The sequence below is a fragment of the Hymenobacter arcticus genome (assembly GCF_054779975.1).
Genome location: NZ_BAAGXF010000018.1, coordinates 50,969 through 65,723 on the forward strand (window position 1 = coordinate 50,969; position 14,755 = coordinate 65,723).

At 63.2% G+C, this 14,755-nt stretch carries 12 protein-coding genes; 9 read left to right on the top strand and 3 right to left on the bottom strand.

Going from position 1 to position 14,755, the window contains the following annotated elements; all coding sequences use genetic code 11:
- Positions 1–611: 611 nt before the first annotated feature.
- Entirely contained in the window at positions 612–884 is a 273-nt protein-coding gene (locus ACYVGC_RS21870) for a hypothetical protein (RefSeq protein WP_460585996.1), read from the top strand.
- 37 nt (positions 885–921) lie between these two features.
- Here ACYVGC_RS21870 and ACYVGC_RS21875 read toward each other — a convergent pair whose 3' ends face one another.
- Both ACYVGC_RS21875 and ACYVGC_RS21880 read right to left on the bottom strand, forming a co-directional pair.
- Positions 922–1,497 (bottom strand): LamG domain-containing protein, encoded by a 576-nt coding sequence (locus tag ACYVGC_RS21875; protein ID WP_460586024.1) that lies wholly within the window; start codon positions 1,495–1,497, stop codon positions 922–924.
- A 463-nt stretch (positions 1,498–1,960) separates the two neighbouring features.
- Entirely contained in the window at positions 1,961–4,414 is a 2,454-nt protein-coding gene (locus tag ACYVGC_RS21880; protein WP_460585997.1) for an RCC1 domain-containing protein, read from the bottom strand.
- Positions 4,415–5,293: 879 nt separating this feature from the next.
- Between ACYVGC_RS21880 and ACYVGC_RS21885 the strand changes: the two genes are divergently transcribed.
- Positions 5,294–5,470, top strand: coding sequence for a hypothetical protein (locus ACYVGC_RS21885; RefSeq protein ID WP_460585998.1), 177 nt, complete (start codon positions 5,294–5,296; stop codon positions 5,468–5,470).
- Between the two features lie 210 nt (positions 5,471–5,680).
- The gene (locus ACYVGC_RS21890; RefSeq protein WP_460585999.1) at positions 5,681–5,818 is read left to right on the top strand and encodes a hypothetical protein; all 138 of its coding nucleotides are present in this window, start codon (positions 5,681–5,683) and stop codon (positions 5,816–5,818) included.
- A gap of 7 nt (positions 5,819–5,825) precedes the next feature.
- Here the strand turns inward: ACYVGC_RS21890 and ACYVGC_RS21895 are convergent, their stop codons facing one another.
- Entirely contained in the window at positions 5,826–6,512 is a 687-nt protein-coding gene (locus ACYVGC_RS21895; RefSeq protein WP_460586000.1) for an XRE family transcriptional regulator, read from the bottom strand.
- A 179-nt stretch (positions 6,513–6,691) separates the two neighbouring features.
- Between ACYVGC_RS21895 and ACYVGC_RS21900 the strand changes: the two genes are divergently transcribed.
- From ACYVGC_RS21900 to ACYVGC_RS21925, 6 genes are all read left to right on the top strand, one after another.
- Entirely contained in the window at positions 6,692–6,907 is a 216-nt protein-coding gene (locus tag ACYVGC_RS21900; RefSeq protein ID WP_460586001.1) for a hypothetical protein, read from the top strand.
- A 135-nt stretch (positions 6,908–7,042) separates the two neighbouring features.
- On the top strand, positions 7,043–9,553 hold the full coding sequence (locus tag ACYVGC_RS21905) for a BT4734/BF3469 family protein (RefSeq protein ID WP_460586002.1): 2,511 nt from the start codon (positions 7,043–7,045) through the stop codon (positions 9,551–9,553).
- 133 nt (positions 9,554–9,686) lie between these two features.
- Positions 9,687–10,097 carry a DUF5675 family protein gene (locus tag ACYVGC_RS21910; protein WP_460586003.1) on the top strand — a complete coding sequence of 137 codons (411 nt, stop codon included), beginning with the start codon at positions 9,687–9,689 and terminating at the stop codon, positions 10,095–10,097.
- A gap of 837 nt (positions 10,098–10,934) precedes the next feature.
- Complete coding sequence (locus ACYVGC_RS21915) at positions 10,935–12,302, top strand: hypothetical protein (RefSeq protein WP_460586004.1); 1,368 nt, start codon at positions 10,935–10,937, stop codon at positions 12,300–12,302.
- Positions 12,303–12,304: 2 nt separating this feature from the next.
- On the top strand, positions 12,305–12,886 hold the full coding sequence (locus tag ACYVGC_RS21920) for a hypothetical protein (RefSeq protein WP_460586005.1): 582 nt from the start codon (positions 12,305–12,307) through the stop codon (positions 12,884–12,886).
- The gene (locus ACYVGC_RS21925; protein ID WP_460586006.1) at positions 12,887–13,831 is read left to right on the top strand and encodes a hypothetical protein; all 945 of its coding nucleotides are present in this window, start codon (positions 12,887–12,889) and stop codon (positions 13,829–13,831) included.
- Positions 13,832–14,755 lie beyond the last annotated feature (924 nt).

Sequence of the window (14,755 nt, forward strand, 5' to 3'; positions counted from 1 at the left end):
GTAACGCCTCTGTTTTTCTTACTATCCGAAATGAACGAGTTACAAACAGCCCCGGCCGTGCGTACGCTGATATGGTTTAACGCACTGCTAGCTACGCTCTTATACGGAACCACGGCGCTAGCCAGGGTTGCCAGTGTTGAATGGGGACATTTTTTTGTATATATAATAGCATTTACTCCCTGCATAGCCTTTTTGGGTGATTGGGTCCTGTTTTTTAAGGCGCTTGAGCGGCGGCAGTTTCTAGTAGCGGGTCTTTGTTTAGTAATGGTGGGCTTAGTGGCTCTACAGCTGCGGCAAATCGCAATCGGGCTAAGTTCACTCGGGAATCACCCGTAGGAAAGAGTCCCCTACTGGCTGGGCCTGAGTAGGACGCGCAGTTGCTAGTTGGCACTCCCTGCCGCGGCCTATTATCCTACTGCCCGCAGCTGGTCGCACACGGGCCAGGGGGTAGCCCAGCCCCACTGCTTATGGTTATGGCAAGCCTACACCCCAGGGCCGGCCATGTGGGAGTGGGCTTGTTGTAGTGACTGCTAAAATAGTGGGGCATTTTTCACTCCTTTACGAAAAAAAACACTTGCAACCTAACAAGCATAATCCCGTTTTTTGGCTGAATGGCTGAATGGCTGAATGGCTGCCTGGCCGCCCTGCTCATCGGCCTGGTTATCGTATTCAAAATCAGCACTATTGCTTCCGCTAAGACGGCCTTGTCCACCGTGCTGCTTGTGGTCTGCGTAGGCGTTGGGGCCAACGCCTACCTTTTCGTTAGGGCGCTTTGGCAGCGGAAGTGGCTACTAGCTGGGCTGTGCGTACTAGTAGCAGGCCTGCTTTCGGTTGTGGTGGCGGGGGTAATGGGCGGACTCGGCCCCAACTCACTAGGTAAGTGACAGTAGGGATAAAGTTAACTTACTTATTGACAGTATATTAGTGGTAGTTGAGCATGCCGGAGTGATAGCAACCGCCGTAGCCCGGGATGCCGCCGCAGGCAGAAAGGGGGGCGTCGAGGGGCTGGCAGCCGAACAGGCCGGGGCAGAAGGCAGCAAACACGCGGGGCATCTCAGCCCGGATTTCGGCCGGGGTGCGCACGTAGTTCCAGAGGCGAAACTCGCCGAGGCGGCCCCGGTGGTCGAAGCCGATGAGGAAATCGGTAGCGCGGGGCTTGTAGGTGTGAGGGTGGTCGGAGGCGACTAGCAGCTGGCCGTCGAGGAAGATGTGCATGGCCTGGGCTTGACTATCGACTTGCAGGGCCACGTGGTGCCAAGTGGCAAGGAAGTGGGTAGGCGTGGGCACCGAAACCCGGCCCGTAAAGCTGCCGCTGTCGAAGTAGCGCTGGTCGCCGCCGGGCATATGGGCGAGCAGGCAGTTGCTGCCATCGCCGCCGGGCATGGTGAAGGCCACCGTGCAGGTGCTGGAGTGCGAGCGGCACCAAAACGCTATGAGATAGTCGGTGGGGGTATCCAGAAGCCCAGGCCCGGGATGTGCACGAAGCCTTGCGGGCAGCCGAGGTCGTTAGCCAGGGCCCAGGGGTGGTCACCGGGGCCGGCCGTGACGGGGGCAACCGGTACCGTGCAGGTATCAGGCAGGTAGCGATAATTTTAACATACTATAATAAGCTGCTTGCAACGAAGCCAGCGTGACATGCACGTACCCCTGCAACTGGTAGTCACTCCTACTAGCGTAGGTCTGCCCCTGGCTCAGTTGTGGTCTCCTCGCCCCTGGCTCCCGTGCCCCACCCGCTGCCAGCTGCCCCGCCCTATGACTGCGGCGCATGCTACCAGCGCCCCGCCCCGACAGGCGTTTGCCCCCCTATGGCGGGTTGCCAAAATGCGTCGAAATACGCCGGCCTGAAAGCTGCCGCCCACGCCCAAAAAAAGCGCTGGCCGAATGGCCAGCGCTTTTCAAATTTTGAGTAAGGATAAGACCTTACGAGTTAGGCTTTGAGAAAAGTAGCAGGATGTATCGGTTATTCCACTACCAGGCGTTGGGTGCGAACGGGCTGGCCGGCGGCGGCGGCTTGCAGCAGGTAGAGCCCCGGGGCCAGGCCCTGGGTCGAAACGGTGGCTTCGCTGGCCGTGCGTACGAGGCGGCCCTGGGCATCGAGCACGCGCACGCGGAGCGGCCCGGTGGGCAGGCCCCGGAGCTGCACCTGGTCATGGGCGGGGTTGGGAAAGAGGCTCCAGGCCGGGGCCACGCTAGCCGTAGCAGTAGTGGCCAGAATAGCCCCCCCGCTGGCAATGAGGGTGGGCAGGGCCGCGTAGTTGAGCCGGCCCAGCTGGCCGGACCCGTTATTACCCCAGCTCCAGAGGGTGCCGTCCTGACGTACGGCCACGGTGTGGTTTTCATCAACGGCTACCTGCTGCCAGCTGGTGCCGGTGCCGACCTGGGTGGGGAGCTGCGCGTACGCCACCGTGCCCAGGCCCAACTGGCCGGAGTTGTTCTGCCCCCAGGCCCAGAGGGTGCCGTCGGTGCGGATGGCCAGGCTGTGGCTGTAGCCAGCGGCCACGCTTTGCCAGGTGGTGGCGGTGCCCACCTGACTGGGCACGCGCGGGTTGGAGGTACCGCTGGTGCCCAGCTGGCCGTAGCCATTATACCCCCAGGCCCAGAGCGTGCCGTCGGCCCGCAGGCCCAGGGCATAGTTTTGCCCGGCACTCATCGCCACCCAGTTGGTAGCGGTGCCCACCTGCGCGGGCACCTTACCGTCGGTCGTGGTGCCATCACCGAGCTGGCCGAACGTGTTGTCGCCCCAGCTCCAGAGGGTGCCATCCGTTTTGAGCGCCAGCGAAAAGCTGCCCGAAACGGCCACGCTTTTCCAGTTACTGGCCGTGCCTACCTGCCCCAGCACGGTGCGCTGGTAGGCCAGGCCCCCATCGCCGAGCTGCCCGTCGCGATTGAAGCCGCAGCTCCAGAGGGTACCGTCGGGGCGCAGGGCCAGGGTGTGGAAGTCGCCGGTGGCGAAGCTGCCCGCCGTGAGGGCCCACCCGCCGCTTACGTAGGTGGGAGAATAGGTGTCGACCAGCGAGTAACCGAGGCCAAGCTGGCCTTCGTTGTTACGGCCCCAGCCGTAGAGGGTGCCATCGGCGCGCAGGGCCAAGGCGTGAAACTCGCCGGCGGCGGCCTGCTGCCAGGTGGTGGCGGTGCCCACCTGGGTGGGTACGGCGCGGCTGCCCAGGGTCTTGTCGGATTGGTTGGTGCCGAGCCGGCCGGTGGTATTGTTTCCCCAGGTCCAGAGGGTGCCGTCCTGGCGCACGGCCGCCGTGAAGGAGGTGTAGAGGCTGGCGCTTTTCCAGTTGGTGGCCGTGCCTACCTGCGTGGGCACCAGGCCCAGGCCCGAGCCGTCGCCGAACTGGCCAAAGGCATTATAGCCCCAGGCCCAGAGCGAGCCATCGGCCCGCAGCGCCAGGGTGGTGTAGGGGCCGGTGCTGACTTCCTGCCACTTGGCCCCGGCCCCCACCGCCACCGGCGCGAGCTGGGTGGTCATATTGCCCACGCCCAGCATGGACCAGTAGTTGTAGCCCCAGGCCCAGAGCGAGCCATCGGTACGGATGGCCAGGCTGTGGCTGTAGCCGGCGCTCACGCGCTGCCAGGTAGTGGCGGTGCCCACCTGCACGGGCGCATTGGCGGAGTTCGTGGTGCCCGTGCCCAGCTGGCCGTAGGTATTGGAGCCCCAGGTCCAGAGGGTGCCGTCGGTGCGAATAGCCAGCGCGTGATTGGTGCCCACGCTCATACTTTTCCAGGTGGTGGCCGTGCCCACCTGCGTGGGCTGGTACTGGTCGGTGGTGGTGCCCAGCCCCAGCTGCCCGTTGAGGTTGTAGCCCCAGCTCCAGAGGGTGCCGTCGGTGCGCAGGGCCAGGCTAGACTCGCTGCTGGCCTGCACGCTGGCCCAGGTAGTGGCGGTGCCCACCTGCACGGGCGTGGCCTGCACATCGCCGGCCGGCAGGGTGGTGCCGGTACCCAGCTGGCCGTAGCGGTTATTACCCCAGCTCCAGAGCGTGCCGTCGGTGCGCACGGCCAGCGTGTGGTTGGTGCCCACGCTCACGCTTTTCCAGGTGGTGGCCGTGCCTACCTGCGTGGGAGAAGTCTGCCCGTAGGTAGAGGCAGTAACGTAGCCCAGCTGACCATAGGTATTGGAGCCCCAGGCCCAGAGCGTACCATTGGTGCGCACCCCGAGCGAGCAGTAGCCGCCGGCGGCTACCTGCCGCCAGGTGGTGGCCGCGCCCACTTGCGCCGGGGTGGGCTGGTAGCTGGTGGCCAGCCCGGCCTGGCCGTAGGTGTTAGAGCCCCAGGCCCAGAGCGTGCCGTCGTCATGCACGGCTAAGGTGTAGCCGCCACCCACCGCCAGGTGTTGCGCTACGGCCAGGCGGCCAATCAGTAATAGCCCGAGCAGCAGCGCCCAGGTCCTCGAAGTAGAAAGCAGCATAAGCAAGATTTTGAGTAAGGAAGGAAGATAAAAAATCAGTAGGTATAGCAGGGGCCCCAGTGTAAACATGAGCTGGTAAACTAAAGCGTGAGGACAGCTAATCACTCATCTACCCCAATCCATCGTCGCGCCAATGTGCCAGTATGCTAGAAAAGAACGATTGTTTTTCATGGCATATGGCTAGCCGGCGGTAGTGCTTAGGGTGGCCAAAAAGCGTTCGATAACTCCCGTTATTGCGCTCACGTGCTAGCCCAACCTAGGGCCCCGCGCCTTAAAATGAGCAAGCTATCTCTGGCGATAGCCCAGTACTGGGCTATCCGCACGTTAAAATAGTCCATGAAAAAACCGTCCTGCCGAGGGTTATGAACGGAAGTATGGGAAAAGCGGCGATTCACTAATAGTACCCTTTTACTATAACGGCGCAAGATAATGAATTACTTTGATAAACAATTGGTAACTCGCAACAACTGCGTGGGTTGATGTTCGCCTGAATGGACTACTTCGGATATTTCAAGAGGGAATGCCAAAAGAACACGGCAGAAGGCAAGAGGTAGTATACAATAGAATAATTATTTTATTGTATCTAATCATTAGCGGAAGCTTTGTGTTGTTTTTATACTAATAGGCATGTGCTGACCTGCTAGTTAAGCTACTTGCCAGCAAGCAGGGCATTCGGATAGACCAGTCTAGCCAAGGCGGTAATTTTGCGAACCAGTTGCCCGTGTGACAGCATACTGGGCGGCCGGACCGCCCGGCGAGCAGACCAATACCATTCTCACCGAAACCCTGCCCATTCATGGCTGATTTTGCCCGCTTCTACTCCCCTTGCTGGCCAAAGCGGGCGGCTCCCGCCTCTAGCTAGGCTGGCCGGCCAGCGACGTGGCCAAGGCTGCCCTGGGCCTGCGTAGGCCCGTGCCGGCCGCCCAGTGGCCGCGCCTGGGCCACCAACCGGCCGCTAACACGGCGCTAGCCGCCCAGATACGGGCCTGCTACGAGGCTAAATTCTGGAACATAATGAATATCAACGAGTTGCGCAACAAAGGCGTGGCCGGGTAATTCGCCGACCATGGCGTGAATGCCGGTCCCGCCCGCCCCGTGCGCCAGCTGCAGTACGCGCGGCGGTAGCTGAGCCCCGCCGAAGGGTCCGAGGACGGGCCAACTGGGCCCCGCCACGCTGCGGGCGGCAAGCGCTACCCCACACGCGGCCCTGCTTGCGGCGGTGGTGGCCCTGCACCAAGTCTTTATTGCTACCGGGCGGGGCAACTGGTGGCCGCCACCCTGGTACAACTGGGCCTGCTCACGCACCTGTGCGTGCGCCCCGCCGCCGGGCCGCGCCAGTTTTGGGCCGCCTGGCGGAGCCGTGTGGCGGCCATTCCCCCCCGCCAGGTAACCGTAGTAAACTAAAGTCAACCTAAGTCAAGGGTAAGTAAACGGCACAGCGTACGTGCCACACGGCGCACAGGTCTTCAGCCCGCACAGGAAAGCTGCCGCCAGTGGGGCCGTCGGCGTACAGCAGCAGCAGGCCGCTTTGCAGCAGGCCATTGTCGCGCAGGCGCTTGATAGCCAGCCCGCCCCGGTAGGCCAGGCAGTAAATGCCGGGCGGCATAAAGGGCCACTCGGAGGGAGGAACGGCCACGGCCAGCACCCGCGCGCCTGGCCGTAGGGTGGGTTCCAGGGAGGTATCGTCTACTTCCACTACCAGGGCGGCGGCTGGGTCTACGGGGGGGCAGCCGGCGGGCAACGCCACCAGGGCCAGCGGTTCGTGGGCCCGTTGGTGGCTGGTGGCCAGTGCCACGCCAAAGGCCGCCCGGGCCGTGCTGGGTAGGTAGGGCACCTCGGCCAGTGCCAGCGGTGGGGGCGCAGTACTCGGCGGCCGGGACCGGACCGGGGCATCGCCAAAGCGCAGTTCGTCAATTGACAAGCTGAATTCATGCGCCAGCTTAGTAAGGATGGGCGTTGATGGGTAGGCCTTGCCCTTCTCGTAGGCCGAAACAGAAGCCTTTGTTACCCCGATACGCTCCCCAAGCTGCATTTGGGTAAGATTAGATTGTACCCGTAACCGTTTCAGGAGCGTGGCGATGGTATTTAACTGAGGCATGGTTGACTTTATAAAAGAAACTAATTGATTAAGTCAATAAACTTTAGTTTTTATTTGATTTTATGAAATATGATTGACTATCTTTGATAAGTCAATCAAATGTTGCCAAAGGTAGCAGAAAGTAAACCACCCTCGTTTGGCGAGGTCAATCAATTCCTTGTATTCCACAACTTCCTATAATGCCTACCACTATTTTAGAACTCCTGCCCCACGGTTCCGTCCAACTTATTGCCCACAAGCTAGGTATCGGCAAGCAAGCCGTAAGCAAGGCCCTCAAGAAGCAGCGCCCCGGTCACCCCGCCGTGGTGGAGGCCCTGCGCATGGCGCGTGCCTCGGGGGCCATTGAGGCGGCCCAGGAGCTGCGCACTATCAAGAACGAAGCAACTGAAAGTTAGCTGATTGAGAAAAAATGCGTGCGCGTATTACCCCGTGCGCCCCGGCCCCGTGGCCGGGGCGGATGGCGGCCCCGTGGGCCGCCGGGCCGCGCTTTTTGGCCACCTCAATCGCTGGCCCCCCGTGGGGGTCTCTTCATGCTGGTTTCGTTTTATCCGACCATTAAGGCCACTACGGGCACTGAGTGGGAGCTGGCGCAGGTGCTGGCGGGCATCCGGGAGGGTACCTGGCAGGCGGCGACGGCCCGCGTGCGGGCGGCCCCCACCAAGGCCGCCCAGCGCGCGGCCAAGCTGCGGGTACCCTACTTCACGGTGAGCGGCACGTTTGCCCCGCGCAGTGAGGCCGGCCTGCGCCAGCACAGTGGCCTGCTGGCCCTCGACGTGGACGCCGACCCCAACCCTGGCCTCGACTGGGCGGCCCGGCGGGCGGCCATCGAGGCCGATGCCCACACCGTGGCCTGCTTTCGGAGCGTGGGCGGCGTGGGGCTGTGCATCATCGTGCGCGCCGACCCCGCCCGCCACCGGGCCAGCTACCAGGCGGCGCGCACCTACTACGAGCAGCAATTTGGCCTGCACGTCGATGCCCTGCCCGACGTGAGCCGGCCGCGCTTTGTGAGTTTCGACCCCCTGCTCTACTACCAGCCCGCTGCCCCGGCCCTGCCCCAGCCCGCCGCGCTGGCCGAGCTCCCCGCCCCCACCCTACCCCACCCCGCCCTTCCCCCCGACCCCGACTACGGCGCGGCCGTGCTGCGCACCGCCGTGCGCCGGATACTCGACGCCCCTGATGGCCAAAAGCACCACACCCTCAACAAGATGGCCTACCTTTGCGGGGGCTACGTGGCCAGCGGGGTGCTGGCCCTGGGCCCCGCCGAAGCTGCCCTGCGCCAAGCCATTGCCCAGCGCCAGCCCGCCAGCCTGGCCGCCGCCCACCACACCATTGCCGCCGCCCTGCGCGATGGCCAGCGCCAGCCCCTGCTGCCCGACCACCTCCAGTACGCGGTGCGCACCCAGCGCCGGGCGGGCCTGCCCGCCGAGGCCGTGCTGGCCCGCCTGGCCAGCACCCCCGGCGCCCTGCCCAGCGCCGGGCTGCGTCCCGCCGTGCTGGCCGTGTATGCCGAGCCCGCCCACGTCATCGGGGCGTTTTGGGACGTGCTGCCCCGCGAGGGGGCGGGGCCCGGCGCGCCGCCCCAACTGGTGCTCAGCCGGGCCCGGTACCTGGCCTGGCTCGCCGCCGAGGGCTTTGCCCTGCACCGCCAGGGTAGCCGCTACCTGCCCGTGCACGTGCGCGACAACGTGGTGCACGAAGTGTCGCGCACCGACCTCAAGCGCCACGTGCTGGCCTACGTAGCCGAGCTGCCGTTTGAGTTCGACGGCGTGTTTCGGCGCACCCTGGAGGACCGGATTCAGCGCGAGCACCGCCAGCTGTTTGAGGAGGGCACGCTGGAGTTTTTGCCACCCGTGGGCGACCGCTTCGTGCGCGATACCAAGGAGGCGGCCTACTTTTTCTTTCAGAACGTGTGGGTCGAGGTCACGGCCCGGGCCCTCACGCCCCGGCCCTACGCCGAGCTGCCGGGCTGCATTTGGGCCGCCCAGCGCCTGCCGCGCGCCTTCACGGGCCACTACCTGCTGCGCGGCCCCGGCCCCGTGGAGCCCTGGGGCGAGTTTGGCCAGTACCTGGGCCGCCTCACCGCCGGCCACCCCGCCCGCCTCGATGCCCTCACCTCGGCCCTGGGCTACCTGCTGCACCGCCACCGCAGCCGCACCGCCTGCTACGCCGTGGTGCTCTGCGATGAGGCCATCTCGCGCGGCGGCCTGGCCGGGCGCACCGGCAAGGGGCTGCTGGTGCAGGCCCTCGAAAAGCTGCGCCAGGTGGTGAAGCTCGACGGTAAGAATTTCGACATCACCCGGCAGTTTGCCTGGCAGCGCGTGCGCCACGACACCGACCTGGTGGTGCTCGATGACCTCGACGCCCAGCGCCTGCCCTTCGATAAGCTCTTCAGCATCATCACTACCGGCATGGAAATCGAAACCAAGGGCGGCCTCCAGCAATACATCGATTTTTACGATGCCCCCAAGCTGCTCATCAACACCAACGATACCCTGGTGGGCGAGGGCCCCAGCCACGAGGGCCGCAAAATTGAGCTGGAGGTGGCCCCCTACTTCTCGCCCCAGCATACCCCGCGCGATGAGTTTGGCCACGAGCTGTTCGACGACTGGGACGCCGCCGAGTGGCAGCTCTTCGATAACCTGCTGCTGCGCTGCACCCAGCGCTACCTGGCTGGCGGCGTGCGCCGGGTGCCGGCCATCAACTTGCAGCAGCGCAAGCTGATGCAAAAGACCTGCGAGGAGTTTGCCGACTTCGCCGACCACGAAATCGTGCCCGGCCGGTGGTACGGCAAGCGCGCCCTCTGGCTGCTCTTCCGCGACCTGCACGGCTTCGACGACAAGCTGTGCAGCCAGCGCCGCTTCAACGGCTGGCTCAAAGACCTGGCCTACTACCGCGGCCTCACCCTCACCGAGCAGCGCCAAACCGCGGGCTTCCTGCCCGGCCAGCGCGATTGCGACGTGCGCTTTGCCGCGCTGCCTGGCCCCCCCGCCGGCCCTGGCACCACTGGCAGCCCGGCGCCTATTGCGGCGGCCAGTGGGTAAAGCTGCACTTTGCCAAGCCAGTGTGTGCTTTGAAAAGTACTATTTATTTCTCCCCGACTCACAAATAGCAACAAGCTGCCACTCAAGCCAACGGCTGATTCATTCAAAAAGTAAACCCTTAATAATCAAAGGCATGGAAATAATTGTAAGTCGGTTTGTAAAAAACGCGCAAGCCACCATCGGTCGCCTCAACGTGGACGGGCGCTTCGAGTGCTACACCCTGGAAGACGTGGTGTGCCTACGGGGCACCCCCAAAGTGGCGGGCCCAAAGGCCATCCCGGCCGGTACCTACGCCGTGGCCCTCACCTTCTCCACGCGTTTCCACGAGGTAATGCCGCAGCTGTTGCAAGTTCCGGGCTACGAAGCCATTAGGCTGCACGCCGGCAATACCGCCGCCGACACCGCCGGCAGCCTGCTGCTGGGCACGGCCGTGGCCCCCACTGGCCAGCGCGTGTTCAACTCCTGGCGCGCCTACCACGCGCTGCTACTCAAGCTGGAGGCCGCCGTGGGCCGGCAGGAAGCCATCAGCCTGCACATCGAGTGAAAGCAGCTAGGTGGTGGGCACTTCGGGTAAAAGGCCCCGTTATTCAGCAGGAGCATGCTTCCTGAATAACGGGGCCTTTTCACGTGCAGCCAGCCATTTTGAGCGCCCCGGCGGCCAGTCTCCGAAGCACGCCCATTGCCACCCAAAATCCCTCGGTAATCTCCCAAACCTCCGACAAAGGCAAAGCTAAGCTACCCAAAATAACTATAAAATTACTATTGCGTCTTCCAAAAATTAGCTGAAATCTGCTTAAAGTTAACGTTTTGATTGTCAGTAATAAAACTGTAAAAAAGACTTGTAACACTTTTGACAAAATCAGAGCCGTATAACATAATTTTAAATGGATTACGGCTAAAATTTATTTTCATTATAAAAGTAAATTTTAGCCGTAATTTATTCAAAATCAGTAAAATACTGTCTAAAAAAAGTTTTTGGAGTTTACTAAAGTGAAATTATTTAATTGACTTATTTTTAGCTAAGCTAACGCTTGCAAGTCTTTTTCTACCTAAAGTTATTAGGTGGGTTCGTAAACTTGTAAAAATATAATTTGCTAAGGCTCAAAAGTTTAGCTTTTAATATTTTTTAGTACCTATTTTTTCGGCTTATTTAGTATTGCAAAAACCCTCTTGCCGTCCCCGGCTGGTCTTGTCCTTTGCCCTCACCTACTCGTCTTGCCTGGCTCACTGCTGCGCCGGGTACTGGCCGCTGCTGGGCGAACTGGCGCGCACCTACCACCTGGTAAAGGCACCCGGCATAAATTTGGTCTACTTACTGTAATTCAAGTAGTTAATATTTTTTAATTTTTCTAGTGCGCCTTAGCCCCGCGCTCCTTTCGCTATGAGTGAACTTACTATCGCCGCCCTGCGCCAGCAGCTGGAGCAAGACATCCGCAGCGGCGGCCCCGACGGCCTGACCACCGCTGCGGACGTGCGCCATTTCCTGGGCCACCTGCTCGATGAGCTAGCCACCACTGAAACCGACCAGCAAACGACCCAGGCGGCCCAGGGCCTTGCCAGCCGCCACATTGCCGAGGCCATCACCCAAGATTACGTGCGCACGGCCTATCCCAATGCCCAGGCTGCTATAGACGGGGCCGGCGACCACGGCACGGTCACCGTGTACTCGCTGGCCTACGGCGCCGTGGCCGCCGGCGACCCCACGACCACGGTACCGGGGGTGGTTTTCCCAAATAACACCTTGATAACCAATTTACAGGGCCTGGCCCTGTACACGCCCGACGCCAACACCGACGTGCTCACCTTCACCGGGGGAACGCAAATTGTGAACGCCAACCACACCACCATCATCTGCAACCCCGTGCGCTATAACGCGGGCCTGGGCTGGACGGTGGCGGCCAATAGCGGCGCGGTGCAGGACGTGACCATCCACGACCTGCACATTGTGGTGCAGAGCGTGCGCACCCACGCCCTGTACCTAACCAGCCGCGGCCGCTACCAGTTTTCGGGCACCATTAAGTTGGGCCGGGTGGCCTTTTGGCCCGAAGAAAACTACTTTACCCGCTGGGGTATTCACAACCGCCAGGGCACTTTCTTGGGCAAGGGCAGCATTGAGGCCTACGGCACCGATGCCGCCACCGTGGGCACCAACACCCGCGGCCTCACTCACGCGCTGTTTGCGGTGGGTAACAACGCCACGACCACCTGGGAGGGCAGCATACAACTGTATGACGACGTGATAAATACCCTGGGCACCAACGCCACGCTGGTGCTGCGCGAGGGTGTGCTCAATGCCCAGGCGCGCACCGCGGGCATGGCCCCGCTGTTCAGCGCCGCCGCGGGCTCCACCATTATTCTCGAAAACTACACCGTGCTGTGCCGCCCCGGCGAGGAGGCCCTTCACGCCGACACCGTCATTTTGCGTGGCAACTCGGTGGTGGTAGGTGCCATCAACACGATGAACCTCGTGGATGAGCGCCCCGCTGCTGCCACTGGTGCCGCCTTGCCCACGCTGGAGTTTGTCTTCGGGCCCGGCTACGCCGACAGCTACACCGCCACCTGCGGCAGCGGCCAGGCCGGCCACTACACCGGCCAGCTTATCAGCAACATCGCCGGGGTCAGCTACGTGCGCAATGGTGCCGAGGCGCTAACGCTGCCCTTCAGCCTGGTCACCGGCGATACGCTGGCCGTGGCCATCACCCGCGCCGACGCCAGCCTGGCGGCCGTGCTCAGCCTGCAAGCTTCCTAAACATGGGCCAGCACACCACCTTCTTCAGTACCGCGCCGGCCGCCTTTGAGCCGGCCAGCTTTTTGCGCACCACCGGGGCCAGCGGCTTTCGCACGCCCGCTATTGCCGGGGCGGTAGCGGTGGCCTTCTGGCTGCGCGCCACCGACAATGGGCAGTACGGCAGCTTTCTGGTCGATTTCCGGGCGCACGGGGCCGGCTACTGGTGGAACCGCGCCAGCCCCGATGGCCTCACCTACGGGGCCCTCGACGGGGTGCCTACCGCGAGCTACGTGGCCGCCTTTGCCCCCGGCTGGCACAAGGTGCACCTCGAGTTTGCGACCCTCAGCCAGGCGTTTTACCTGCTGTGCCGCTACTCGGAAAACGAGTTTTTCTTCCCCAGCGACGTGGCTGACATTACCTTCTACAACCGCTCCTTCACGGCCGTGGAACGGGACGATGCCCACGGCCCGCTGCCCGCCAGCGGCGTGCTGGCTCGGTACCAACACCTCACGCCCGGCCGCACCGGCGTGGCCGATAGTACCGGCCGCTGCCCCGAACTAACTATCATTGGGGCACCGGTGGCCGACGCGCTGCCCCCCGTGTGAGTGCGCGCCGACAGCCTGGCCCCCGGCCCCGCCCAAAGCCTGGCGGTAGCCGCCGCCAACGGCCAGCCCGTTGCCTACCGAGATGCCCAGAATGGGCGCTCCTTCGTGCGCTTCACGGGCCAGGACTGGCGCACGGCGGCCGGGCCGCTGGGCATCAGTGGCAGCCAGCCGTTTTCGGTGCTGCTCGTGTTTCGCACCCACCGCCCCCAGGCCAGTAAAAACGTGCTGGGCTGGGGCGAATTATCCCAAAGCGCGCTCTTCGACCTCTACCAGGGTGCCGAGCAGCTGGTGCTGCACTACTACGGCACCAGCGGCCCCATAAGCGAGGCCCACACCGTGAAACCGGGCCACTGGCAGGTGCTGCTGCTCACCAACGCGCAGGTGCAGCTGGCTTACCTCGACGGCCAGCGCAAAACCGATGCAGTGAGCGGGGCCCAGCCCCACAACGGCCCCCTGCGCCTGGGCGCCGGCCAGTGGCCCAACCTCCATACCTCGGAAACCACTGACGTGGCCGAGTGCCGCATCTACGCCAACGTGGCCCTGCTCGATACCCAGCGCCCCACCCTGCTGGCTGCCCTGGCCCGCGCCTACGCGGGTGGCGTGGCCCAGCGCGCCGCGCCGGTGGATAGCCCGGCCTGGCAGTTTGCCAGCACCTGGACGCCCCTCTCCGCCCCGGACCGCCCCGACATCCACATGCCCTTTGCCAGCTCCATGCAGGAATACTCGGCCGGCTCGGCCCAGGCTACGGCCCAGCTCACTTTCCGGGTGGCGGGCGGGGCCACCGAGGGCGTGCGCCTCTACGGCATGGTGGAGGCCAATACCCAGCTCGACGTGCAGCTCAACGGTAGGGCCTACCCGGCCCTGAGCAACCGGGGCGGCTACACCGATGTCACCAACACCCTCTTCGAAGTGTTTGGGCTGCCCGCCGGCACCCACACCGTGTAACTCACCAAGGCAGGCGTGAGCGCCGGCTACAACAACGGGGCCATTATTGGCGGGGCCACGTTCTTCTATCGGACAGAGAATAACAATTAAGTTGTTAGTAATAAATTACTTAACTAATAGATTCTGGAAGCCGGTTTACCCGGCTGCGGTCCTGGCTTTCGGGTTGTGCCCATGGGTTCTCGCTGAACTGGTCGTGCATGCCAACCCGAGCGTCGGCAATGCGCTTGGCTCCACGCATGCGCGCGGCAGCCGGCTGGCCCGCGCCAGCGTTCCTAAACCGGGCTGCGCTATGCCACTTACTACGGGCTGGGGTGGTGGCACAGGGTGAAGTCATCGACCACCACTCGGGCGGCAAAATACCCATAGAGTATAACGGCTGCCGGGATTTAACTATAACACCGCCCGTCTCCCCCCACCTAACATGCCGCCGGTGCGCCCCTAGCAGTTTTTAGTAATAAATAAATAAATTGATAACCAGAGCTTTAGGGTGAGTGCCGTGATGGCACCACCCTGTGCGGCGGCGTGGGTACTGGCCCCACCCACGCCGACCGCCACTACTAGGGGCGGCAGGTTTGCGGCCGGCGATTGGGCGGGGCCTATTTCCTGACCGGGGCCGCTGCCGGGCAGTACTCAGGGTGGCCCGGCCGGCAACCAGTGGGGTACCTACGGCCCCCTGCCCCCTCGTCGGAGCTATTCCTCCCCACATGCTGCCTACTGCCCCGCCTGCCCCCCGCGCCAGCCGCCGCCGGCCTCTTCCTCCTAAATAGCAGCTGGCAAAGTGGTTACTCGCCTGGGCCCCTGCGCTGGCTGCTGTTGGCTTTTTCCTGATTACCACGCTGCTAGCGGGCCCGCGCGGCCTCCGCCAGGGGCACCCGGCCCCGCCGGGGCCGGGCTCTTTTGGGCGGTCCCAGGAACCTTAGTGCT